Source organism: Mesorhizobium sp. M1050, from assembly GCF_040318715.1.
Classification (GTDB): Bacteria; Pseudomonadota; Alphaproteobacteria; order Rhizobiales; family Rhizobiaceae; genus Mesorhizobium.
The window spans coordinates 1-21955 of record NZ_JAMYMV010000087.1; the positions used below are offsets into that span (position 1 = coordinate 1).

A 21955-nucleotide genomic window follows, 5' to 3' on the forward strand; every position below is an offset into this window, starting at 1 on the left:
CTCCTTGCCCAGCATGAAGGTTGAATCAGATTTGCACGCCTAAGGGAATCCCACGCCGATTCAGCCTCAATTCATTCCGCTCTAGTCATCCACCGACCACTGACCCCGACCGCCGGCAACGTTGATCACCTCGAAAGGCCGAGGCTGCCGCTCCGGGTCAACCGTATTGTCAAGTCCAGACACAAGCCGATCTCCGATCCCAATGCAGAACCGGCAACCTCACAGATCACGACCACTCCCGAAAGGTGGCCCCACAACAGCGCTCTGATGTCCGCTGTCTCGCGCGTATGGGCCTTCTCTCGAACCCGCAGCGCGTCCACTTCGGCCTGGAAAGTGCTCCGATCGACGATTGCGAGGGCCCCCGGATTTTCATACGTAATGTCACTCATAATCTTCTCCTCATCGCGCGGCGTACCGAGCGACAACGTCGGCCACGCCGCCTAGATTGTCGGCCACAACGCAAGGGCTGGCGTCCGGGATCACTGCAGTCTCGATGTGCGTCATGCCCTTCGCCCGGTAGCCATCCACTAAGGTTTGCTGATGGGCGGCGAAGAATGACTTCTCGCCCACAGCGACCACGAGAGGCGTGCGGCGCGGTCTGGGCGGTGTTCCAGTCTCCGTCTTTTGGGGAACGTCCGGTAGATTTCGAACGCAGCATGTATCTGCGGTGCGCCATAGGCTTTCACGTAATAAGCCCGCTCCGCCGGACTGAATTGTCCTTGATCGTAGCACCACCCAGGAAGGCGGACTGGCGTCCATCCACCAGCTTTTCTGCAAGGTGGTCCGGTGTCCGAATGAACCCGATGTGCCAGAAGCCTTGGTCGATTTTTCCCAGCCCGTAATGCCGGGGTCCGGGACAGAATCATCGCTCCCCGTAGATCGTCTGGAAAGCGGCGCACATAAGGCATAGCTGGCCATCGCATCTAGGTTAGGGTGTGTCCAGGCCAATGCTTTCTCAATGATTCAATCGTTTGTCACCTGGCTACCATTGTCGCAATTCGCAGGTCAGAGGGAGACCGATAGACCTCCGTCGACCGCCAAAACATGTCCGTTGACGTAGGCGGCAGCGTTGGACGCGAGAAACACCACAGCTCCACCGAGTTCCTCAGGTTGAGCCCAGCGGCCAGCAGGGGTTCGTGCCTCGACCCATTTGGTGAAGGCCTCGTCGTTGATGAGCGCGGTGTTGAGCTCGGTGGCGAAATAGCCGGGGGCAATCGCGTTGATGGTGATGCCGTGACGGCCCATCTCGGCGGCAGTCGAGCGTGTCAGTCCATGCAACCCCGCCTTTGCCGCCACATAGGCGTGAATGGTGGGGCGGCCAAGGATCGCTGCGACCGATCCAGTGTTTATGATGCGCCCGAATTTGTTCGGTAGCATCAGGCGCACCGCCTCGCGTATCATCCGGAAGCAGGCCGAAAGGTTGACCGCAATCACGCGGTTGAAGTCCTCGTCCTGCCATTCGACCAACGGGCTGCGATGCTGGATGCCGGCGTTGTTGACCAGGATATCGAGGCGGCCGTGGCGTTCGACGATCCCCTCAAGCGCCGCCCTTGAGGTCGCCGCGTCCGCAACATCGAACGGCAAGGCTTCGGCCCCGATTTTTTCCGCCGCCGCGCAGAGGGTGTCCATGTCGCGCGCATTGACAATTACCGTTGCGCCGTTTTCCGCAAGCGCCTTGGCCATGGCAAAGCCGAGGCCACGCGAAGCACCCGTCACCAATGCGACCCGGCCCTTGAGCGAGAACATTTCCGACATTGAAATCCCTGGAGCAAGACAAGATGACAATGCTGCAGTCTAACCGCATCTCGCTCCAATGAAAGGGCGGGAGTTTCCTCCCGCCCAAAAGCACTATTTGGCGACGCAGGTATCGGCCGTCTGCGGCGTGCAGACGTCGAGGCCCGTGTAGGTCGGGTCGGCCGGGGGCGCCTTGCCGTCCTTCATGTCCTTCAGTGCCATCATCGTCTTGTAGCCCATTTCGAACGGCCGTTGGCCGACCTGGCCGAGCGAGAGCCCTTCCTTCATCTGGTCGATCTGCACGGGAAGCGTGTCGGCGACGACAAGGGCCAGCGCTTTCGAGGCAATCTTGTCCTTGTACGGTGCGACTGCGGCGCGGTTGGCATCAGGAATGAACTGCGGGAAGCCACCCGTTGGGATGAATGCGTCGAGGTTCGGATTTTTCGCCATGATGTCCTCAAACTGCTGCACCGAAAGCGGAAAATCATCGTTGGTGTAGAGCGGACAGCCTTCGATTTCGGTCCAGCCATTCTGGCCTGTCAGCCGGTCCCCGGGCGAGGCCGCCGATTTGGTGCCCGAAAGCGTATCGCGAATACCCTGCATGCGTTCATTATGGTTAGCCGCCGCTGCGCCGCCCGATTGGATGCAGATCGTGCCGCCTTTGGGCTTGACCTGCATGGCAAGCTTGGCAAGGTTCACGCCGATCTCATAATTGTGAGTCCCGATATAGGCGACGCGAAGCTCCTTGTTCTCGGGTAGCAGGTCGGAGTCCCAGGTGAGGACCGGGATGCCGGCTTCCTTGGCGGCCTGCAGCGCAACCGCCATCGCCGCGGCGTTCGATGGCGAGACGGCAATACCATCCACCTTCTTGGCCACGAGATCCTGCACGATCTGCACCTGCTCGTCGCCGCCGCCATGCTCGCCGGGGCCGATATACATGCATTCCAAGGCGCCCTTCGATTCGGCTTCGGCCTTCTTGCAGCCGTCGCGTGCTTGGTCGAAGAAAGGATTGTTCATGTTCTTCGGTACCAGGGCGAAGGTATATTTCGCCTGGGCGCCGGAAACGGCGAGCACCGTTGCGCCAAGCGCCACGGCCGCCATCAGTAGACTTTTTTTCATTTTGACGTCTCCTCCTAGCTGGAATGCCCCGTAGGCCTCCCGCCGGCGGGGTTTTCTAGCGGCCTTTTTTGGGCATCAAGACTGCCAGCCAAGCGGCGAGAATCGATTTGCCGCCGGTTTGCATGCCCAAAAGAACCGCGAGAACGATGAAGGCGCCGACGAAGGCGCCTTGCCAATTTGAATCGATGCCGGCCATCAGCAGCGCATTCCTGATCACTTCGAGGAACGCCGAACCGATGATCGCCCCGAAGGCCGTGCCGGCTCCGCCCATAAGGCTGGCTCCCCCGATGACCGTCGCAGCGATCACGCGCAACTCGTAGCCCTGGCCCATGGCATTGATGGCCGAGCCGTTGTAGCCGAGGAGCAGGAGTGAGGCGACCGAAGCGGTGAAGGCCGAGAAGACATAGGCCTCGAATTTGATCCAGTCGACCGGCACGCCGGTGAGCCGCGCCGCCTCCTCATTGCCGCCGATGGCGAAGAGATGTCGGGCCCAGGCAGTGAAATTGAAGACGAAACCGACGATCAGGGCCAGAATCACCATGGTCCAGAACTGTGATGACAATTCTGGTATCCAGTGCGGCGCCCAATCCTGCGGCCCATGCAGCGGCCATCTTGCCTGACCGATCCCCTTTACGATCGGAGCATCGGGCCCGAATTGGTAGAGCATCTGGTTGGCGGAGAATACGACCGCCAGCGAACGCGCCGCGGACAGCATGCCGAGGGTGACCACAAAGGACGGCATTCCGATATAGGCGACGAAGAAGCCGTTGACCGCGCCGCACGCCATACCGGAGAAAAGGCCGACGGCGAATGCAATGTACCAGGGATAGTGCCAGGTCAGGAACAGGCCGGCGACGATGACCACCAGGCCCATGATCGAGCCGACCGACAGATCGATGCCGCCGGTGATGATAACCACCGTCATGCCGAGCGCCATGATGCCGAAAGGTGCGAAGTTGCGCGTGACATTGGCAGCGTTTTCGGAGGTGCCGAAGCTCGGCTCCATCATCGTCATCAAGGTGACGAGGGCAATGAGCGCGATCGTCACCCAGAACGGCTGACTTGAAAATACATGTTGAAGCGCCGTCTTTTCCTTGGTCGGGACAAAGTCCGACATGGCCGGTCGGCTGGTTTCCGGGGCCGACTCCCTAACACTAACGGATTCGCGAGCACTATTCGCCACGGATGGCCCCCGTTATCAATCCGGTGATTTCCTCGGGCGACGTATTGCCGGCATCCTTGTCGGCAACCTTCGAGCCTCGCCTGAGCACAATGATACGATCTGCAACGGCGAAAACGTCAGGCATGCGGTGGCTGATCAACATGACGCCGACACCTTGCGCTTTGAGGCGCCGGATCAATTCGAGCACCTCTGCCACCTGGCGTACAGAGATGGCGGCGGTCGGTTCGTCCATCAACACCAGCTTGGCGTTTGAAAGCCGGGTCCGCGCGATGGCGACCGCCTGGCGCTGCCCACCCGACATCTTCCTGACGAGGTCGCGCGGCCGGGTTTCCGATTTGAGTTCCCTGAACAGCGCTGCCGAGCGGTCGATCATCGCCTGCTTGTCGAGCACCCTGATCGGCCAGAAGCCCTTCTTCATCTCGCGGCCAAGAAAGACATTTTGCGCGGCCGTCAGATTATCCGCCAGCGCCAGGTCCTGATAGACGACTTCAATTCCCTTGGCACGGGCCTGAACGGGTTTATGGAAGTGACAAATCTCGCCGTCCACGACAATTTCGCCGTCGTTCGGCGGAAAATTCCCGGCGACTGTCTTGACTATCGTTGACTTGCCGGCGCCGTTGTCCCCCATCAGACCCACGACTTCACCCCGCTCCACCTGGAAGCTGACGTCCGTCAGGGCTTGGATGGCCCCAAAATTCTTGGAAACGTGACGAACCTCAAGCACCGGCATCGCGGTCCTCCCCGGACAACATTTGCCAATTTTGTCCCGGTGTTATGCAAGTCAGCTAATCAGCGAAACGCATTCAACACAATGATTATTAGATCGGCGCATCAGATGGCAATCTCCCTCTGCTGCACGATCTCGATGCGGCGATATCCCAGGATCGACTTGGTCACACCCTCATTTGGCGGAATGGGCAAGCCGGGTTCGCCTTATCCCAGACCGATGCAGAACCTGGCTGTCCATCTGCGGATCGAGACCGACATTCCTGGTCGAAGACTTAAATGTTGTGTTCGAAAATTGCTGGCGGCCGCCGAAGAGTTGGTGCAATGCCCATCCGTTGCGATTCGGCGCTAGCGTCTTTGAGCGCATGCTGGCGCAGGCTGGTTGATCCGCATGGGTAGTCTGAACAGCGACGTGGTCCAATAGGAAGCCAATTGCGCCCATGAGCACTCTGGCCCCCGCCAAGGGTCAAAGCTCGCGGCGAGCAAAGCTGCGGCAACCGGCCGATAGGCATGCGTGTTTTGCCGAGTGCAGCACAAAGCCGCGGCGCGCGCTTCACGCCTTTGGGGGAAGGCGGCCACTGCTCGAATATTGGGTTGGAACCTTTGCCTCTCGTTTCATCCTGAGCTGATCGCGCTTGCCGGCGATGCGGTGGAGGTCCCCACCGTTGACCTTGCCATTAACCTGCTTCCAATCCTTCGACGCGGTTCCAGTCCATGATGGCAAACTCCTTCGTTTCTCTGGAGCGACAACCTCGATTGGAAGTCGATTTTTCACTCAGTTTTGATGGAACATTAGCCGTCCCTAAAGGTTTGATGCATGCGGCAGGTACCTCCATCGCCTGCTGAAGATCGTTGTTCCTCCTGAGCGGCCCGCGCTCTCCCACAGAGGCGCGGGCTTCAATTGCACTGCGATGGGATGACGGTCACAACCCACGTCATCGGACCAGCAAGGCAAGGCCAAGGCGCTGGCCGTGCGGTGCTAAGGTGCCGGTCGAGCAGATCACACCGAAGGTGAAGAAGCGGTAAGCCCGTCTGGCGAGGCAATGGAACATTAGATTTGGCTAATAGTTACCTTGGCGGCAGGGGTCACCAAAGCTCTGCAAGCCTCGCGATTCCCTTAGGGACGACCCGCTGCTGCCGTCAACGGAGCGACAGCGCTCAAACCGGGAGAAATATCATGCAACGGTTTATATTCGCATCAATTGTAATCGCTTTGTCGGCTAGCCCGTCGTTGGCACAAGCCGCCATGCCCGTTCAACATAAACACGGTATCAGGACGAATTATGGTGCGGCCGGCGGCATGAAGCTTGACCCCACCATAACGGGCGGCACATCGAAACCGAATGCGGTAAAAGATTGTGCCGCCGACCAGCAGACCGGCACTGCACAGCCCACTGGTCAGGCGACACTCGACGCCAAGGGCGCCGCCCCTGCCCAGATGAAAGAAACTGCTGCCGGCTGCAGAAAGTCCCCGCCGCTTCGCCAATGAAAGGAATCGAGATATTACGTCCGAAGCGGCTCGAGTATGTGCCTAGTCGCGGGTCTGGGTTAGGTTGTAGCGAGCTTCCAACGGATTTTCGGCCAATTTGGCGAATCTCCGAAGTTTTAGCTAAAGAGACTTTTTGCCGGCTCATCGCGATCATTTTGTAATCGCTCGGCCATGCCTCACACCAATCGCATAATCGGCCTGTGCTTCGGAAGCGCCGCGAGCCAGCCCAACGGAGGTCGACTGCTCTGGAGCTGCCTCTTGGTGTCAAAGGCGTCGATTGAGGCAGAGCACTCGCTGCGGCAGTGCTCAATATGTTTATGAGCGCTTTGTTTCAGGAGACCTCGCTTTCCCGATTGCGGAACTATTTCAGCGCCAGCTAATTAAGTGGCGAAGAGGCCGGCTTTGGTGCGGACGAGTGCAGGAATATCGAGTTGAGATCATTGTCAGTTTTGTAGTGGTGTCGTCCTTCCTGGCCATGGACATCTTACCGTTCAAAGCGGCCGAGAAGCATTCAGGCCGGCCAGTGACGCTGAGGCGCAATGAGGAGAATTGGATTCGCGTCACCGAGACAGGCGGTCAGAAGCGAACGTTTTCGTACGTGGTGCGGGGCAAAGCATGACTACGCGCGGCATCAACTTCCTTGATCGGTGGATTGCGAACAACATCCCGGAGAAGATCCAGACGTGCGTCATCTCTGTCGACGAGTTGACACACAAGCTGATTGCTGATGCCCGCTTCCTCGGGATTAGGGCGCGTGTCAGGACGCTACGCGGCGAGCATAGGCTTCGGCATGCGTCGGTGCAGGATTTCAGGGAACATGAGCAAGCGCGGCAATGATTTTCTTTACCATTGGATCTCTGATCATTTACCGGACGATCCTATCGCCGACCCAGTACTCCTGGTGATCGACATGGCCGTGGACGCGAAGCAGGCGGCGCAGAGCCAAGGAATTCCCGCCCAAGAGATCGATGAAGAAATTGGCAAGATGTACGAATTCATCATGCAGGGCTTACGCTGAGAGGAGCAGCCAAACAGCACTAAGCGGAACTTAACATCGCCGGGCAGATTGGTTCACCATGGACGCAGGACGAAATCCCGAGCGACTGATGCCAACCCCGCCGCCGAGATGGCAGTAACGCGAGGGCGTATTGATACTGGCCGCTGCCTTGTTGCTTGCACCGGGTGCGTTCGCGATCTGGTGGGCCATCTTTCGACGAGCACGCGCGGGGTCAACTTTCTAAACAAATGGATGGCAGAACCGACGATCTTGTGGCCATCAGCGCCCTTGCAGACGAGGCGATGAAGGCAGCCGACAGACGGTCGACGAACCGACGAGCTGTCTGTGATGAACTAGCCCGCCGGTGTCATGCGTTGGTCGGACAGCCCTGCATCCGGGCAAACTTGTCCAGATGCAGGCTATCCGAAGGCGAGGGCGTACGGTTCCAGTTCGAAGGATCGGGTTAGTTCCAGATCTTCTTCGACCACGTGGACGAACCATTCGCCGCAGGCTTCAATCACTTCGATGCAAGGATGACCCTTGCGCTCGCTATCCAAGGCTGGGTACAAATCGTGCAATTCGTAGTGAGCGCAATTTGGCTGGAAGCCGACTTTCGATAGCGTCATGGCCGGTTTGATCATCTACTGGCCAGCTCCGGAACATTTAGGCGATCCTGATAGTTCCCTTGACGGCAGGTGCCCAACGCTCCTGCAAGTCCCTTGATCCTGGGGCGGCCCGTCGCTGCCGTGAATGGGGCGGCGGGCGTTCTTCCACCACATGCCGACTTGATGATGGTCTAGCTAGGAACAGCTTGCCGGCAAGATCGAGGGTGCAACTCCTGCCAACGACGAGTGCAATATCTTCGCTTGCACTAATGTTTTCATGACGTCGCGTAACGCCGGTATCTTGGGAAGCTTATCCGCGGGGAATTCCAATGAGAGTAGCTGTGTTTGGCGCGGCAATCGAAATCGCTTCGAGTGCTATCGCTGCTGCCAAGGAGAAGAAGGTGGTTGTCAGTGACGCTGCCGCTCTGTGCTCTAAACAACATTCGGCCAAGAAGCCGGTGCCAGAGCTGGACTGCAGTTTGACTGGAACCGCCAAATTGCCGAACGGAGCAACACCGGAAAAGCCGCGCCTCGGATACGACACCAATCCGTGGATCGTAACTGGATTTTAGAGCCGGATTGATCTAACCGCCGGCTACAGCTTGTCCGCCAAAGCCGATGGCAACGCCCGTCAGCACCTTGCCACCAACTTGTGAGGGCAATGGGGCGGACAGGGCGCCACACGTCTGCACGGGGCTCTGAGGGCTTTGGATAGGTCATCGAAGATCGTGTACATCGAAGAGCCTGGATCGGAAGGAGGACCTTATTGCCCTGAGGTGCTTCGGTGTGGCATCCAGTCAATGCATGTTCCCACGACGAGACTGCCCGCTGCCGAGAGGTGGCGGGCATTTTAGCGAAGACTAACGGAACAAGTTCCCGCTTCTGAAGTTTTGAAGCGGGAAGCACCTCCGAGCTCCCGCAGCCCGTCTTGGGCCCACCGGGGCAAAAGGGCTCGGGGCGGGCTGTTTTGCGTCGTCAATCTGGGCGGTCAATAATGCCTTCCTTCGCTTCGGCGGAACGGCGCTTTGCACCAGCCGCACAGTGTCCGCATCGACCGTAGCGGGGCCGCCAAGGTTCACAGTCACTTGTCCTCGTCTATCCTGGTGACGTCGCCGATCAACTCGATCGGCTGGCCTTTCTTCGCCTTGGTGATCGAATGCCGGAAATTGTAGGCGTTCGGTTGGGATCGAGACGCTGACCCGATCCTCCGTGACCCGCCACCGCACGGTCGCCATGATCGCCACTCCGTCCTTGATCCCGCGAGCCATAGAACCGATTCTGGGGCGGCCGATGGCCTAGTCAAAAAGACTGCTAATATTCAGTCGCCTCTTGCCACCTAGGTTACATCAAGGAATATAATCCTTCCGTTGCGGCGACCCTTCAACGGAGATCGCCATGTTCCAGAAGACCCTCGCCGACACCTTGGCCGCCCGCGAAACGGTCCGCATCACTTGCGGCCATCCCGCGTGTTGCAAATCGACCCAGCTCGACATCCAGGCGCTGATCGATCGGTTCGGCCCAGATCATGGCTCAATGCACTGGGATCTGGTCGGGTTCTTTGTCTGTTCGGATTGCAAGGCAGATGGTCGCGATCGCCGGCCGGTGTTCTTCACCTTCGTGCCCGACTATCGAGGCCAAGACGAAGCACGCACCAGGCGTGTTTCGAAGCCGACTTTCGGCCGCAGGTGAAGGCGCTGGCGAAGGTCGGCACCTGTCAGGGGCAGCGCTGCCAATAGGTGGGGCGCCAGGCGCGCGGGACGCTTCGGCGAATTTCGATCGAACCCCGAATATGAATCTATATTCATCTATGCTAATTTAGTTAATTGGAAAGTAAAAGGGAGGTTTCGACAATGTCTACATCACGTCGTGCACTGCTTTCCCTGATGGGCGCAACTGTCGCATGCGCCGCCATTTCTGGCATTGCCTCTGCGAGAGGGGGCGGCAAGGGTGGCAAGGATGGCGCGATGGACACTGGTTCCGGCCTGGTTCCAGCGAGCGGAACCAGCCCAAAGCAAGTAAAAACTTTCAAATCTTTCCAAGGCAAGGCATGCAACCGCGATTACAAATCGGTTTGCCCAACGACGCCGATTGGCAAATGTGATCTTCAAAGCAAGATGGGGCAGTTGTCACCCGCCTGTAGAACTTTCGTTGAACAGCATCGCTGAAAGCAGCAGGACCGCGTCGTCAGCGTGTTCGAGGAAATCACGCCGAAGCCAACCTTTATTGCGCTGGCCGGATGCCCTTCCCATCTCAATCCATCCGGCCGTATTCTGTGTCAAAGGCCCGCTGCTCTCCCCCGGGGCATTTTCGGCCATGTGTGCCGCTAGGCCTCGCCGGCAGCACCAGCACCACAACCGCGAATGCTGCCATCAAGAGGCCAGCCGCACATGGTGACGATGCGGCGCTACCTGACGGCGCCAGCGAACCTCGAGGCGGCGAGAGCGCTGGACAGGCTCAACAAACGAGCAAGCCCTTGAAGAGCGTCCAGCGTGCAAGCCGCTTGTTGGTCGTGTTGGATACGATGACAGCCTCGCCGAGCTTACTGCCGTCATCGAATAGCGCGCAGTTGAGCGGTGTCGATTAGGTTCTGCTTGGCGTCGAAAGCAGTTGGCGAAAGACTTGCTCGTGGATGACGATGGTAGGCGTGCTGCGGAGCAGCGCGATCTTGATCGCCTCACGGCAATGGCCCCGCAGAGCCGGAGCGACGTTTCGCGGATGACTGCGGGAGCGTGACCGCCAGTGGGAGTATCAACGCGCGGAACGATATAAACTCCCATGCATTTAGCTAGGTCGTTCAAACACTCTTTCGTCTGGGAGCTGGATCGTTGTAATCGGGAGGCTGCGATTTGGCCGACCAGAAAACCAGTGAAGTTTGCATCGTTGACCTGATACCTGCCCTGCGAGCTTTCGCGCGGACCTTCTGCCGCATTCCCGACGATGCCGACGACCTGGTGCAGGAGACGCTGACGAAGGGTCTCGCGAACATGGACAAGTTCGAGCCCGGCACGCGCATGAAGTCCTGGCTCTTCACGATCATGCGCAACACCTACTACACCCACGTCAAGTTTGCTGCGAGGGAAGCGCCTGGCCTGCTTGACTGCGCTTCCTCGAGGCCGGTTTCGGAAGCGACGCAGGAATGGACTGTACAAAGCAAGGAGGTTCATGGCGCCATCCAGAGGCTGCCTGAACACCAACGCGAAGTCTTGATGCTGATAGGCGTTCTGGGCGTCAGTTATGAGGAGACAGCCGAGATATGCGGCTGCGCGGTGGGCACGGTGAAAAGCCGGCTTAACCGCGCTCGCGCGAACGCTCTCGAATTTCTTGGAGAGAGTTCGCTGCAGACATTGATGGAAAGGCGAAATCAGCTATCGGACGGTCAACGCCACATCGAAGCGGATAGACGCTTCTAGTTGAAACATTGCGCCAGCCTTTCCACGAGCGCACTGCATTTGACCTGCGTGCAGGGCGAGGCATACCCGCGTCTCGATATTGAGGGCGGGGGAAAGTTCAAAAAAAGAACAACTCGGCTGTCCTCTCCGACCAGGGCACGTGTCGATCACGCTCACCGAGACGGTGCTCGGATACGTCATTGGTACCGCCCTCGGCGTGGCAGCCGTCGTCTGGCTAGGGCTTAGCCGTGCATCCTCGATCCGTTCATAAAGGCGCTGAACCCCGCTTGGTGCTCGCTCCTATCTTCGTGCTCTGGCTCGGCCTCGGGCTGTGGTCGAAGGTGGCGCTATCGGTGACGCTGGTGTTCTTCATCACCTTCTTCAACGCCATGCAGGGCGTGCGGGAAGTCAACCCGGTGGTGCTGGCGAACGCGCGGCCCTCGGCGCCAAGCGCTCAAGCCTGCTGACGCACGTCTACTTCCCGGCCACGGCCAGCTGGATCCTATCGTTGCTGCGCACCTCGGTCGATTTCGCGGTGGTCGGCGTGATCATCGGCGAATACCTTGGCGCCTCCGCCGGCCTTGGCTGTCTGATTGCCCAGGCGGAAGGCAATTTCGATGCGGTCGGTGTCTTCGCCGGCATTATAATCCTCGCGATTTTTGTGCTGATCATCAACCGCATCCGCGACATCGCCGAGGCCCGTCTGATCCAGTGGAGCCCGCATTCGACCGAGAGCCGGGCCACCTGACGGCGGTCGGCAATGATGCCGGCCGGCGACCAAGGTGACGACTGTGCTGAGGCTAGCCGGCCGCTTGTTGCCGCGAGCGTCTGAGCCTGACCTGATCGCTCCAAGGACCCGGCAAATTAGTAACTTGAGTGACCGTCAGCTCAAACGACCGAACCACGCCGCGGTCATTTGCGGAGAATGGCAATGCCGGCACGCTTTACGGGTCGAGCTTGCTCGGCCACGTCGACTTCCCCGCGTCCAAGGTGCTTCGGCCGAGCGACGGGCCCACTCAGCCGCCGCAGCTTCGTTGCCTACCATTTTAGCAGGTGCTAAGCTTTGCTACGGCTTCTTGCATCCTCAACAAGAATGCCGTAGCGGCTGACGCGGCAATGCTCACCGGCACCTGCGTCGGCCGTTCACCTTGCGGCTGAATGCCACCCGGCGCCCTAAACGGCCTGTCCTGTAATCTGGCCGGAGCCCAAAGGCGGCGGACTCCCTTCTCTGTGACCAACTGCGTGCTCGGTGACGGGGTTTCATTTTCGGTCAAGCCATTCCACGGTTTCGACGATCGGTTTTGCCACGGCCTCGCCTCTGCGAACCTGGTTCCGGTTTACAGCGCAGTGTCAGGCACAAACTGGCAATCCCGATTATCCGTCGAGAAACCGCCTGCCGGGCTTGTCAGCGAGTCGGGGCGCGATAATTTTTGTTGGGAGGGGATCTTCAATCCACAGGAGACGACCATGAAACATCAAACCTTAAATCAACTGCAGACAATCGCAGAGGTGGAACCCTTGTCGACCTACCCGATCATGACCCGGCAACAGCGCATCGAGCGCTGGGCAGAGCTGCTTGCAGAACATCCGGAGCGACGCCTGAGAGCCCTGATCGGCACCGAACGTCTGAAGCGGAAAGACCGCGACGCAGTACGGTGTGAGGGCTCGCCAATCACAGTGGCTTTCGAGGATTCAGTGCTGCGTGCGTTGGGCCTGAAAGATGACACCTATGGGGAAGCAAAGCGCTTCTTCGAACTGACCGACTGGCAATTGCACGACGTGGTCTGTAGTTGTCATGTCGGGAGTATGATGACAGGGCAATGGGCTGCTGCAAGAGTCCGCCGGACAATCGGTGGCAACAGATTTCTGAATTGGCTCAGACAGAGAATGCGGCACTGAGGTCGGTAAGACTGCGACACTTATTTCGGAGAGCGGCATTCCTTCGTCCTGCGTGCTTTGCGAAAACTTTCAGCAGCCTCGCTATCTCGTCGCGGGAACCCGCCCACCCTAAGTCGCCCGGCTCCGCATCGGCCCGCCGCTCTCCCTCGATGCAGCGGGCCTTGGTGTTAGGCGCCAGTTCGGCTCGCCGCTCAGTTGACTTCACATCAAAAACGACGATGCGATCGTTGACCTTTGACCCGTCGAAATGGGCAGTCAATGCGCGGTACGCAACAGCGGTCGCCGAAGCCAGGAAGACGTTGGCATGGCCGCAACCTGTTCGACCGGCCGCGGGTCGTCGTCCAATTAAAGGCCGCAAAGATCAACTTGTGCGGATTGTGTTTGCCTTGCCGTGATCAATCTTCGTCAACGGCGATCTGGCCTCTACCACGCGCCGTTGCGCCGCCCGTATCCTGTTGCAGAGCGCGATATTGATGCCGACGCCGCAGTTTTCATCCAGCATCTCGTTGGCATTTTCGAGGGCAAGCTCCTCTCGGTTAAGTCGCTGTCGGGCTCGCGCCAGTTCCAGATCCAAAAATTTCATTATTCCGCGTCCATTACGGTCCCTTCGATTGGTAAACCACTTGCGATTGCCTTTGGTTCCCTGCTGTTCGTGAGAAGCCCTGACGGCCCTGGGCCTCACCGTCCAATCGTCGGCCCTGTCGTGCCGACAAGATCTCGACGATCCCCGCCGGTCGAGCAGGAGGTCATCATCTGTAGCGAGCCCTTGGCGTCCCTACTCGTGCGCGCCCGATATCGGCCGAAGCGCGGCTGCGTGTTTAGCGCCGCAGTCAGTAAACGCTCGGCGACGCCAGTAATGCAGCAATGACAAAACGAATGCGGGCGGGGTATCTAACGCGCGTGACTTCGCCTCCTACGCTCACTACTGCGTGCATTTCGACGAGCAAGTCTAAGTTCAGCAAGGGTTGGTCTCCACCAGCCTCTGAAGCGTTCGCTCGGCCCGGCGGCTGACCGAGCAGGCCAAGTGCTCACAAGTTCGGCCAGGGTTGCCGAACGCCACTTGCCCCAAACGAAATCACCTGTCGCAGGCATCGCATGGGGATAGAAGGTGGCTGCGTCAGATAGCTCAACGAGTTCACCGGAAATTTCAGTGAATACGACTATCCCGTACTGCATGGTTGCGACGGCGCGGCCCAAAGTAGGCAGATCCTGAAGTGGCAACGGATAGCGATGGCGCCTACGTTCACTAGCCCGCTGTTGTGCGGCCTTATAGGCTGCCGTGTTTCTGGTTGCCGCAAGTCGCCGTTTCCTTTCCTCCGGTTCGGCGTGCTGCGCAGCCTGTTCGATGTGTGGCCATCGACGCCGGAGCGTCTCATATGAGCGGAATGGAACTCTCCAGGCCCGCAACTCATCGTCCCAACTCGCCCACGGGACAGCATGCAGTTCTTTAACCACCGTCTTGGAATAGGGCGTGCGAATGCGCAGGTCATCCGCGATTTCCAGATACCGGCTCGATATCGGGTCGAAGGCGAAGGCATCTCGTCCCTTGCTCTCGTCATGGGGCGCCCGCAATGCCGCCTCTTGCTCCAGCCAGCGGTCGATCCGCCGGGCCGCTGTCTTACCGGGCACGAACCAGCTCTTGCGCTCGTCGCTCCACCTGGCACGCGGAAAAGCTTGCTGAAACCGCTCGACCGCCATTCGATCGTACGCAAAGCCGACTTCGGCACCAATTGCATCCTGTTTGTGCGGCGCAGGACGAGCGTTGGGGTCCGTCATCGTAAAATCAACCGAGTTCGCTGCATGCGAACGCGGCGCAGGGCCAAAGGTTCATCAGCCGGGCAAGTCCGCAGGAATATGGCGCTATGATGCCAACGCCCAAGACGTGGGTGAAACTTTCCCCACGCTTGGCAGTTTAAGCAGGGTCCGGAGGATCCACGATGTCATGCGGCTAGAGCCGAGCGGTCGCAAAGGCTAGTTCGCGTCCCACAAAGGGGACGCAGAGGCGAGACATGTTATCGAGACACATGATCTGTCACCAGCGCAGGCGCGGGAGTCGGTACGTCGCTACGGAATGACTGGCGAAAGATTGTGACGAGGCCGCCAAGCCCCTACAAAGACCACTGAGGATCAACAACCAAGTCTTTCTTGCTCTCCAAGAGTTTGTCGAGAACTCGGATGATTCGCATCGCAACCTTCAACCTGAACGGCGTGAACGGTCGCCTGCCCGTGCTCATCAAGTGGCTGGGTCAGAACGACCACGACATCGTGTGTCTTCAGGAATTGAAGACCTCGGACGAGAAATTTCCCGCCGAAGCCATCAGGAACGCCGGTTACGGCGCGATCTGGCACGGGCAAAAGTCCTACAATGGTGTGGCCATACTCGCCCGGGGGAGGGAGCCGGTGGAACGTCGACGCGGCCTGCCAGGCGATCCCGACGATACCCACAGTCGGTATATCGAGGCCGAGGTGGATGGAATTGTGGTCGGCTGCCTCTATCTGCCCAACGGCAATCCAGCGCCCGGCCCGAAATTCGACTATAAGCTCCGCTGGTTCGACCGTCTGATCAGCTACGGTAAGCTACTGCTCAGGGAAGGTGTCGCGAGCGTTCTCTGCGGCGACTACAACGTCGTGCCAACGCCGATCGATGCCGTGGTACCAAGGCGTTGGCTAGGCGATGCAGTCTACTTTCCGGAGAGCCGGCAAGCCTACGCTGAAATGCTTGGTAACGGCTGGATCGATGCCGTTCGTCGCATCCATCCGGAGAAAGGCATCTACACCTATTGGAACTTCTCCTACCGGGGCGGTTATGATCGGAGTTCCGGCCTCCGGATGGACCATCTCCTCGTCAGCCCATCACTTTCGAACAGGCTACGTGATGCCGGCGTGGAAGCTGACGTGCGAGGTTGGGAAAAGCCGAGTGATCATGCGCCAGCCTGGATAGAACTCGACCTCTCCGCCCAGGTTGCGGGTCATGTCAATCGTGAGGCTGGATGATCGTCGCTCCCGGAAGCGAAGGGTTTCTTTGACATCGCGGCGCGGACCACGGCCATCCGGCAAAAGGAACAAAATGCGGGGCCGCTAGTTGAGATTTGTTGAGACCAGAGCGGCGGCGTCCTTACTGCTCTATCTGGCCCTTACAACGAGGATAGCAGTGGGTATTCTTGAAAGCGTGAAGAAGGCGGCCGAGCTAGCGACGGGTATTGGGCGACCGAGAACGCAAGAACTCGCCGAACTGGTGAGGTTGAAGAAACCACTCGAATTTCGGTTCAAGGACGATGGCCTTGTGCCGAACCATCCGTTCTGGCCATTTGTCGTCTATCGTGGCGCCGTGAAGCCGATGGAGCAATTCGACTTCGCGGCCGTGCTGGAAGAGCTTTTCGAGGCGAATGGCTGGCGTGACAGCTGGCGTGACGGCATCTATCACTACGTTCATTACCATTCCCGCATACACGAGGTGCTTGGGGTTGCGCGCGGAACCGGCAGGGTTCGATTCGGCGGCAAAAGGGGCCGGATATTATCCTTGAAGGCTGGCGACGTGGCCGTTCTACCGGCCGGCACCGGACACCAATGCCTCGGCGAGAGTGATGACTTTCTGGTGGTCGGTGCTTATCCGGCATCGGGGACTTATGACGAATGCACGACAGCCCAGGAACATGAGCGGGCATTGCAAACGATTCCCAAGGTTGGCCGTCCCCGGAAGGATCCAGTCTATGGGAGCAAAGGCCCGCTGCTGTCAGTATGGCCGAAATGACGACGACATGGCCCCGGCGGTCGCGCCGGGACCATTGAAACCCGTCTCAATTCAAGCCGCTTTCAGCTCGGCCGCCCGGTCGTTCACGCCGGCTTCGCCCAGAGACGTCAGGGCCTTATCTGTAGCTTTCTCTTCCTCGAGGGTCGCGCTCAGAAGTTCAACGATATCGTCCTTGCCAAGCGAGGTAGCCCACGCAATTAAAGTGCCGTAGCGCGCGATCTCGTAGTGCTCGACAGCCTGCGCGGCGCCGACGAGCCCGGCGTCAAGCGACTTCGAACCCTCATACTCCTCGAGAATTTCGGATCCCTCCTCGAGAATGCCGTCGATGGCCGGGCAGGTTTTCCCGCGCGCAGCCGCGCCGAGGATTTCGAAAACCTCCTCAAGCCGTTCCACCTGGGCTTCGGTTTCGGAACGATGCTTTTCGAAGGCTGCGGTGACCTGCCCGTCGTCCGCGCCCTTGGCCATCTTCGGCAAGGCCTTCAGAATTTTTTTCTCGGCGTAGTAGAGATCTTTGAGACCGTCGAGGAACAGATCCTCAAGGCTCTTGGTCTTCGCACTTGCCTTCTTAGTGGTTGCCATCGCTGTGTGCTCCTTGTTGGCTTGTTTCGCGTCGTGGGCATTTTCTAACTCGGAGAGAAGCTGGCAGTTCCCTTGCTGTCCAATTAAATGAGTCGTCCATGACACTTCGGCGCCAGTTCGGCTTTTGGCCGTATCCGTCGTTTTCCACGCCGTTGTCAGCGCGAGGAGGGCGATGCCGATGTCTTCGATTTCCGCGCCCAACTCGGCCTATGCGCTGGCGGCGAGGCCGGTGAATGGCGGCAACCCTTCGCATCGCATTCGAAGTCTCCTGCGCGAACAAGATTTGGCCAGTCCAGAGCATGTAACGTTGGGCCTGAGGTGGCGATGAGGCCCTTCCGTCGCACTTCCTGAAGCATTCTGTTCACGTGGACCGTGGACAAACCCAGCGCATCTCCAAGCGCCGCCTGCGTAATCGGAATGTCGGCTATGTGGTCCTTGATGCGTCCTACCGAACGCAAGCGGTAGATCAGTTCACAAAGGATGTGAGCCATACGCGTGAAAGCCTCGCGCCTTCCGACATTGGTGACCCATTCCCTGTATATGGCCGCGTCGATCAGCGTCGAGCGCCAGAACGCGGTCGCGATGCGGGGGTGCTGTTCGCAAATGGCGCGCAGAGCATCGTGGCGCATGAAGCCTAACCGGGTCGGTATGAGCGTCGAAAAAGTGCAATCTATCACCGAGAGGTGCAAACTGTGCAGATCCGGGAGGTCGCCAGCCACGAGGGCAAGAAGCGCCGTAAAGGGGCCTATGCCATCGGCGACTTGGTCCAAGACGTCAGATGATGGCCTGGCGCCTGCATTACTGGTCGTTGCAATAGGCTTGGGTCTTCGGACTGGCAGCCGCCGGCCTAGGTTAGACGGTCGCGACAGATGGTCCACAGAAGGGGAGGCACGGTCTGGACCAAAAGACCCCATCGGGAACAAAGGCGCGGCTAGGAGCTTATGGGATTGGCCGCTCCATTCGCGGCAGCAAGATCGGAGAAGATCATGAAGAGGACTTGGAAGAAGCCCGTCATATGCGAAGTCGCGGCGGGCATGGAAATATCCCGCTATCTGCCTGCCGAAATCAAGAAGAAATGACGCACCGGCGGGTTCGGCATCGGCTGTGCTCGCTTGGTTGCCTGACACTGGTGCAATAGCAACTGGAGTTCGTCACGGCGTGTGGATTAGGATAATTGGATCCGCAGCGGGTGGCGGTTTTCCCCAGTGGAACGCCAACGACCGGCTCAACAGGGCGGCGCGAGCGGGCGCTCCCGGCGTCCGCTCGCGGCTTCAGACCAGTGTCGCGGCATCCTCAGACGGGCGACGGTGGATTCTTTTCAACGCGTCTCCAGACATCCGCCAGCAGATCGCGGATAATACGGAACTCCAGCCGCATTCGAATATGTCGGCCCGTGCCACGCCGATGGCCGCCGTGGTCGTGACCGGCGCCGAGGTCGACCAGATTGCGGGGCTCCTCAGCTTGCGCGAGCGACAATCCTTTGCCCTCTATGCAACCGAGCAGGTCCTTGCGGTCATCGCCTCCAATTCGATTTTCGATGTCCTCGATGCTCGGATTGTTTCGCGCCGCCGCCTTCCCGCTGAAGGCGTCGTCGATCTTCGCGATGCTGGGGGGGCGGAAATCGGCGTCCGCATCGAGGTCTTTCCCGTTCCCGGCAAGGTGGCGCTCTTTCTTGAAGATAACGGCCGACACGAGCTCCGTCACGCCGATGGCGGAACCATAGGGGTTCGCCTGATGGAAGGAAGCCGTTCGTTGCTCTTCGTCCCCGGCTGTACAGCCGTCGATGAAACATTGCAGCAACGGATTGCCGGCGCCGACATGCTTCTCCTCGACGGTACGGTATTCACGAACGACGAGCTCATTACGGGCGGTGTTGGCGTGAAGACCGGAGCGCGCATGGGGCACATCGCGATGTCCGGGCCTGACGGTGCGATCGCACGTCTGAAGGATATACCGGTCGGTCGCCGCATCTTCATTCATATCAACAACACAAATCCAGTTTTGGACGAGACATCTCCTGAGCACTTGGCCGTGCGCGCGGCCGGATGGGAAATTGCGCAAGACCGGATGGAGCTCGTGCTGTGACCGATTTTTCCGATGTGGTCGGCAGCGGTCTTGACGCGCAAAATCTGCGCGCCGTACTTCTGCAAGTCGGTCACGAGCGCTATCACAACCGACACCCCTACCATCGCAGAATGGTGGAGGGAGCGATGTCAAAGGCCGAACTGCAAGCGTGGGCGCTCAACCGCTATTGCTATCAGGAGGCAATCCCGCGCAAGGATGCCATCATCCTCTCCCATGCCGAGGATCCGGCATTCAGGGCCGTATGGCGTCAGCGCATCGAGGACCATGACGGCAAGGACGGCCGGAGCGGCGGCATTGCGCGCTGGCTGCATCTCGCGACCTCGCTCGGTCTTTTGCCGGAAGAGGTGAAAAGCCAACGGCTTGCGCTGCCTGCAACGCGCTTCGCGGTGGAAGCGTATGTCAATTTCTGCGCCTCCCATACCCTGCTCGAGGCAGTGGGGTCTTCCCTCACGGAACTTTTCTCGCCCGATATTATCGCCGAACGCGTGCCAGCCTTGCTGGCTCGGTACGACTTCGTCACCACCGACGCGCTCGCCTATTTCGACCGACGGCCAGACCAGGCCGCGCGCGATTCCGAATTCGCGCTGGACTACGTGCTTCGCCACGCCGACACGGCAGAACGCCAGCAGAAGGTTGTCAATTCCCTGGTTTTCAAATGCGATGTGCTTTGGGCGATGCTCGATGCACTCGACTACGCCTACGGGCGCGAGGGGATTGTGCCCCCTGGCTGCTTTCGTCCGGAGGCGATAAGATGACGGTGGACCGCCCAAGAGCGTTTGTATCGCGGCAATCTCTCCCGCGACTCGCGCCCTATGTACGCCTGCGCTTTGATCCGGTCCGGCATGCTTGGGCGGTGCTGTCTCCCGAGCGCGTTTTCTGGCCGGACGCAATCGGGCTGGACATCTTGCAGCGCTGTGACGGCAAGACGCCGTTCAGTGTTATGGTGATGTCTCTTGCTTTGGAATACGACGCCGACGGCGGGGAGATCGACCGTGACGTCGGCGCGTTTCTGCAACAATGGGCCGACCGGCTTTTGGTGCGGCTGTGACGGAGGTGCCGCTCCCACCCATCGCCATGCTGGCGGAGTTGACGCATCGCTGTCCTCTGCAGTGCCCCTACTGTTCCAATCCCCTCGATTTGCTAAAAGCCGACCGCGAAATGGCGACGGAATGCTGGCTCGACCTCTTCCAGCAAGCAGCGGATATGGGTGTTCTCCAGGTGCATCTTTCGGGTGGCGAGCCGATGCTGCGCCGGGATCTCGAACAATTTGTTTCGGCACTTGCGCATGCCGGTGTTTACACCAACCTCATCACCTCTGGTGTTGGCCTTGCCGGGGCCCGGCTGGAAGCACTTGCAGGTGCTGGACTGGACCATGTCCAGGTGAGTTTTCAGGGAGCCAACGCCGAAACGACCGCGCGCATCGGACGCCATTCCGGGGCTCACGCGAACAAGCTTGCTGCCGCCCGGCAGGCGCGGGAACTCGGGTTGGCGCTTACGATCAATGCGCCGATCCATCGGCACAACATCGCGCAAGTTCCGGACTACATCGAGCTGGCGCTCTCGCTTGGCGCCCAGCGGTTGGAGATCGCCAATATACAATATGCCGGTTGGGCGCTGCTCAATCGTCGTCATCTGCTGCCCGATCGCGCCTCGATAGAGCATCAGGCCGCGACTGTGGAGGAGGCACGGGCACGACTTGTCGGCGTGTTGGAGATCGATTTTGTCCTGGCCGACCATTTTGCCACATATCCCAAGCCCTGCATGGGTGGTTGGGGACGCGATGCTTTCGTCATCGCACCGGACGGCGCCGTGCTGCCATGTCATGCGGCAGCGACCATTCCATCACTGCGCTTCGAGCGCTTCGGCTCGCGGCCGCTGGCCGATATCTGGCGGGACTCACCGGCATTCGAGGCCTTCCGCGGAACGAACTGGATGCTTGAGCCTTGCCGCAGCTGCGAGCGGCGTGAATTTGATTGGGGTGGCTGCCGTTGCCAGGCGCTGGCGCTGGCGGGCGATGCGGCTGCGACTGATCCCGCATGTGTCAGGTCGCCCCTCCATGCCGCGATTGCTACGCTGGTTGAGGAGGCCCTTTCGACATCCGAAGGCACCGGAGGAGACCTCATCGCGCCCTACGCCTTTCGCCGCATCGCCAGCGCTTAAGCTCTTATCGTACGTTCACAGCTGTGTCTGATCAGCCAGTTGCCACGAGGCATGACGATCCAGTGGAACCTTTTCGTTGGCCGGGAATTAATCCAACTCCCCGAATGTTCAGGGCCCGCCGTGCAGTTCCCTCGGTACAAGGATTGCTGGATGCACGACGACGGAGTCTCGGGGGGGGGCGGGCGGCGGCGCGCCGCCGGGGGGGGGAGGGGGCGGACAGGGGGGGTGGGTGTCGGGGT

Annotated in this window: 25 protein-coding genes and 1 pseudogene; 16 read left to right on the forward strand and 10 right to left on the reverse strand. The window is 59.5% G+C overall.

Annotation, left to right across the window (positions count from 1 at the left end):
* Positions 1 to 125: 125 nt before the first annotated feature.
* The 5 genes from NKH57_RS29725 to NKH57_RS29745 form a co-directional block, all read right to left on the reverse strand.
* Positions 126 to 389, reverse strand: coding sequence for a hypothetical protein (locus tag NKH57_RS29725; RefSeq protein ID WP_352837505.1), 264 nt, complete (start codon positions 387 to 389; stop codon positions 126 to 128).
* A gap of 616 nt (positions 390 to 1005) precedes the next feature.
* On the reverse strand, positions 1006 to 1755 hold the full coding sequence (locus tag NKH57_RS29730; RefSeq protein ID WP_352732868.1) for a glucose 1-dehydrogenase: 750 nt from the start codon (positions 1753 to 1755) through the stop codon (positions 1006 to 1008).
* A 93-nt stretch (positions 1756 to 1848) separates the two neighbouring features.
* The gene (locus NKH57_RS29735) at positions 1849 to 2853 is read right to left on the reverse strand and encodes a sugar-binding protein (RefSeq protein ID WP_352487520.1); all 1005 of its coding nucleotides are present in this window, start codon (positions 2851 to 2853) and stop codon (positions 1849 to 1851) included.
* Positions 2854 to 2908: 55 nt separating this feature from the next.
* Positions 2909 to 3970: an ABC transporter permease gene (locus NKH57_RS29740; protein WP_352949684.1), complete on the reverse strand. Its 1062-nt coding sequence runs from the start codon at positions 3968 to 3970 to the stop codon at positions 2909 to 2911.
* A 55-nt stretch (positions 3971 to 4025) separates the two neighbouring features.
* Positions 4026 to 4766 (reverse strand): ATP-binding cassette domain-containing protein, encoded by a 741-nt coding sequence (locus NKH57_RS29745; protein WP_352487523.1) that lies wholly within the window; start codon positions 4764 to 4766, stop codon positions 4026 to 4028.
* A 1173-nt stretch (positions 4767 to 5939) separates the two neighbouring features.
* Between NKH57_RS29745 and NKH57_RS29750 the strand changes: the two genes are divergently transcribed.
* From NKH57_RS29750 to NKH57_RS29760, 3 genes are all read left to right on the forward strand, one after another.
* Positions 5940 to 6251, forward strand: a complete 312-nt coding sequence (locus tag NKH57_RS29750; protein ID WP_352949686.1) for a hypothetical protein — start codon at positions 5940 to 5942, stop codon at positions 6249 to 6251.
* Positions 6252 to 6866: 615 nt separating this feature from the next.
* On the forward strand, positions 6867 to 7088 hold the full coding sequence (locus NKH57_RS29755) for a DUF768 domain-containing protein (RefSeq protein ID WP_023762770.1): 222 nt from the start codon (positions 6867 to 6869) through the stop codon (positions 7086 to 7088).
* Positions 7069 to 7269 (forward strand): hypothetical protein, encoded by a 201-nt coding sequence (locus NKH57_RS29760; protein ID WP_352949688.1) that lies wholly within the window; start codon positions 7069 to 7071, stop codon positions 7267 to 7269. The genes NKH57_RS29755 and NKH57_RS29760 overlap by 20 nt, the downstream gene beginning before the upstream one ends.
* Before the next feature lie 398 nt (positions 7270 to 7667).
* On the opposite strand, the gene NKH57_RS29765 is transcribed toward NKH57_RS29760, so the two are convergent.
* A complete protein-coding gene (locus tag NKH57_RS29765; protein ID WP_352949690.1) occupies positions 7668 to 7889 on the reverse strand; it encodes a hypothetical protein in 222 nt (73 codons plus the stop codon).
* Between the two features lie 293 nt (positions 7890 to 8182).
* Between NKH57_RS29765 and NKH57_RS29770 the strand changes: the two genes are divergently transcribed.
* From NKH57_RS29770 to NKH57_RS29795, 6 genes and pseudogenes are all read left to right on the forward strand, one after another.
* Positions 8183 to 8425, forward strand: coding sequence for a hypothetical protein (locus NKH57_RS29770; protein WP_156938647.1), 243 nt, complete (start codon positions 8183 to 8185; stop codon positions 8423 to 8425).
* Positions 8426 to 9248: 823 nt separating this feature from the next.
* The gene (locus NKH57_RS29775) at positions 9249 to 9542 is read left to right on the forward strand and encodes a hypothetical protein (RefSeq protein WP_352487526.1); all 294 of its coding nucleotides are present in this window, start codon (positions 9249 to 9251) and stop codon (positions 9540 to 9542) included.
* 161 nt (positions 9543 to 9703) lie between these two features.
* Complete coding sequence (locus tag NKH57_RS29780) at positions 9704 to 10018, forward strand: hypothetical protein (RefSeq protein WP_352949693.1); 315 nt, start codon at positions 9704 to 9706, stop codon at positions 10016 to 10018.
* 681 nt (positions 10019 to 10699) lie between these two features.
* The gene (locus tag NKH57_RS29785; RefSeq protein ID WP_023758459.1) at positions 10700 to 11263 is read left to right on the forward strand and encodes a sigma-70 family RNA polymerase sigma factor; all 564 of its coding nucleotides are present in this window, start codon (positions 10700 to 10702) and stop codon (positions 11261 to 11263) included.
* 136 nt (positions 11264 to 11399) lie between these two features.
* Positions 11400 to 11990 (forward strand): annotated as a pseudogene (locus NKH57_RS29790) (ABC transporter permease); the annotation flags it as partial.
* 719 nt (positions 11991 to 12709) lie between these two features.
* A complete protein-coding gene (locus tag NKH57_RS29795) occupies positions 12710 to 13141 on the forward strand; it encodes a hypothetical protein (protein ID WP_023758462.1) in 432 nt (143 codons plus the stop codon).
* Between the two features lie 361 nt (positions 13142 to 13502).
* On the opposite strand, the gene NKH57_RS29800 is transcribed toward NKH57_RS29795, so the two are convergent.
* On the reverse strand, positions 13503 to 13724 hold the full coding sequence (locus NKH57_RS29800; protein ID WP_352949695.1) for a hypothetical protein: 222 nt from the start codon (positions 13722 to 13724) through the stop codon (positions 13503 to 13505).
* 308 nt (positions 13725 to 14032) lie between these two features.
* Positions 14033 to 14917: a hypothetical protein gene (locus tag NKH57_RS29805; RefSeq protein WP_023758464.1), complete on the reverse strand. Its 885-nt coding sequence runs from the start codon at positions 14915 to 14917 to the stop codon at positions 14033 to 14035.
* A gap of 399 nt (positions 14918 to 15316) precedes the next feature.
* Between NKH57_RS29805 and xth the strand changes: the two genes are divergently transcribed.
* Together xth and NKH57_RS29815 are read left to right on the forward strand one after the other, a co-directional pair.
* The gene (xth, locus tag NKH57_RS29810) at positions 15317 to 16135 is read left to right on the forward strand and encodes an exodeoxyribonuclease III (protein WP_050589500.1); all 819 of its coding nucleotides are present in this window, start codon (positions 15317 to 15319) and stop codon (positions 16133 to 16135) included.
* 157 nt (positions 16136 to 16292) lie between these two features.
* The gene (locus tag NKH57_RS29815) at positions 16293 to 16892 is read left to right on the forward strand and encodes a cupin domain-containing protein (RefSeq protein WP_023758466.1); all 600 of its coding nucleotides are present in this window, start codon (positions 16293 to 16295) and stop codon (positions 16890 to 16892) included.
* A 51-nt stretch (positions 16893 to 16943) separates the two neighbouring features.
* On the opposite strand, the gene NKH57_RS29820 is transcribed toward NKH57_RS29815, so the two are convergent.
* A complete protein-coding gene (locus NKH57_RS29820; protein WP_352487536.1) occupies positions 16944 to 17471 on the reverse strand; it encodes a YciE/YciF ferroxidase family protein in 528 nt (175 codons plus the stop codon).
* 155 nt (positions 17472 to 17626) lie between these two features.
* Positions 17627 to 18385 carry a Crp/Fnr family transcriptional regulator gene (locus tag NKH57_RS29825; RefSeq protein ID WP_352487537.1) on the reverse strand — a complete coding sequence of 253 codons (759 nt, stop codon included), beginning with the start codon at positions 18383 to 18385 and terminating at the stop codon, positions 17627 to 17629.
* Between the two features lie 72 nt (positions 18386 to 18457).
* Here NKH57_RS29825 and pqqA point away from each other — a divergent pair, with 72 nt between their 5' ends.
* From pqqA to pqqE, 5 genes are all read left to right on the forward strand, one after another.
* A complete protein-coding gene (gene pqqA, locus NKH57_RS33935) occupies positions 18458 to 18550 on the forward strand; it encodes a pyrroloquinoline quinone precursor peptide PqqA (protein WP_156938501.1) in 93 nt (30 codons plus the stop codon).
* Positions 18551 to 18629: 79 nt separating this feature from the next.
* Positions 18630 to 19556 (forward strand): pyrroloquinoline quinone biosynthesis protein PqqB, encoded by a 927-nt coding sequence (gene pqqB / locus NKH57_RS29830; RefSeq protein ID WP_352732911.1) that lies wholly within the window; start codon positions 18630 to 18632, stop codon positions 19554 to 19556.
* Positions 19553 to 20311, forward strand: a complete 759-nt coding sequence (pqqC, locus tag NKH57_RS29835) for a pyrroloquinoline-quinone synthase PqqC (RefSeq protein WP_352487534.1) — start codon at positions 19553 to 19555, stop codon at positions 20309 to 20311. Before pqqB ends, pqqC begins: the two co-directional genes overlap by 4 nt.
* Positions 20308 to 20604, forward strand: a complete 297-nt coding sequence (gene pqqD / locus NKH57_RS29840) for a pyrroloquinoline quinone biosynthesis peptide chaperone PqqD (RefSeq protein WP_023758472.1) — start codon at positions 20308 to 20310, stop codon at positions 20602 to 20604. Before pqqC ends, pqqD begins: the two co-directional genes overlap by 4 nt.
* Positions 20574 to 21716 carry a pyrroloquinoline quinone biosynthesis protein PqqE gene (pqqE, locus tag NKH57_RS29845; RefSeq protein ID WP_050589501.1) on the forward strand — a complete coding sequence of 381 codons (1143 nt, stop codon included), beginning with the start codon at positions 20574 to 20576 and terminating at the stop codon, positions 21714 to 21716. Before pqqD ends, pqqE begins: the two co-directional genes overlap by 31 nt.
* Positions 21717 to 21955 lie beyond the last annotated feature (239 nt).

Coding starts and splice junctions, on each gene's coding strand:
- NKH57_RS29725 (WP_352837505.1), bottom strand. CDS start 389: ATGAGTGACATTACGTATGAAAATCCGGGGGCCCTCGCAATCGTCGAT.
- NKH57_RS29730 (WP_352732868.1), bottom strand. CDS start 1,755: ATGTCGGAAATGTTCTCGCTCAAGGGCCGGGTCGCATTGGTGACGGGT.
- NKH57_RS29735 (WP_352487520.1), bottom strand. CDS start 2,853: ATGAAAAAAAGTCTACTGATGGCGGCCGTGGCGCTTGGCGCAACGGTG.
- NKH57_RS29740 (WP_352949684.1), bottom strand. CDS start 3,970: ATGTCGGACTTTGTCCCGACCAAGGAAAAGACGGCGCTTCAACATGTA.
- NKH57_RS29745 (WP_352487523.1), bottom strand. CDS start 4,766: ATGCCGGTGCTTGAGGTTCGTCACGTTTCCAAGAATTTTGGGGCCATC.
- NKH57_RS29750 (WP_352949686.1), top strand. CDS start 5,940: ATGCAACGGTTTATATTCGCATCAATTGTAATCGCTTTGTCGGCTAGC.
- NKH57_RS29755 (WP_023762770.1), top strand. CDS start 6,867: ATGACTACGCGCGGCATCAACTTCCTTGATCGGTGGATTGCGAACAAC.
- NKH57_RS29760 (WP_352949688.1), top strand. CDS start 7,069: ATGAGCAAGCGCGGCAATGATTTTCTTTACCATTGGATCTCTGATCAT.
- NKH57_RS29765 (WP_352949690.1), bottom strand. CDS start 7,889: ATGATCAAACCGGCCATGACGCTATCGAAAGTCGGCTTCCAGCCAAAT.
- NKH57_RS29770 (WP_156938647.1), top strand. CDS start 8,183: ATGAGAGTAGCTGTGTTTGGCGCGGCAATCGAAATCGCTTCGAGTGCT.
- NKH57_RS29775 (WP_352487526.1), top strand. CDS start 9,249: ATGTTCCAGAAGACCCTCGCCGACACCTTGGCCGCCCGCGAAACGGTC.
- NKH57_RS29780 (WP_352949693.1), top strand. CDS start 9,704: ATGTCTACATCACGTCGTGCACTGCTTTCCCTGATGGGCGCAACTGTC.
- NKH57_RS29795 (WP_023758462.1), top strand. CDS start 12,710: ATGAAACATCAAACCTTAAATCAACTGCAGACAATCGCAGAGGTGGAA.
- NKH57_RS29800 (WP_352949695.1), bottom strand. CDS start 13,724: ATGAAATTTTTGGATCTGGAACTGGCGCGAGCCCGACAGCGACTTAAC.
- NKH57_RS29805 (WP_023758464.1), bottom strand. CDS start 14,917: ATGACGGACCCCAACGCTCGTCCTGCGCCGCACAAACAGGATGCAATT.
- xth (WP_050589500.1), top strand. CDS start 15,317: ATGATTCGCATCGCAACCTTCAACCTGAACGGCGTGAACGGTCGCCTG.
- NKH57_RS29820 (WP_352487536.1), bottom strand. CDS start 17,471: ATGGCAACCACTAAGAAGGCAAGTGCGAAGACCAAGAGCCTTGAGGAT.
- NKH57_RS29825 (WP_352487537.1), bottom strand. CDS start 18,385: ATGGGGTCTTTTGGTCCAGACCGTGCCTCCCCTTCTGTGGACCATCTG.
- pqqA (WP_156938501.1), top strand. CDS start 18,458: ATGAAGAGGACTTGGAAGAAGCCCGTCATATGCGAAGTCGCGGCGGGC.
- pqqD (WP_023758472.1), top strand. CDS start 20,308: ATGACGGTGGACCGCCCAAGAGCGTTTGTATCGCGGCAATCTCTCCCG.
- pqqE (WP_050589501.1), top strand. CDS start 20,574: ATGGGCCGACCGGCTTTTGGTGCGGCTGTGACGGAGGTGCCGCTCCCA.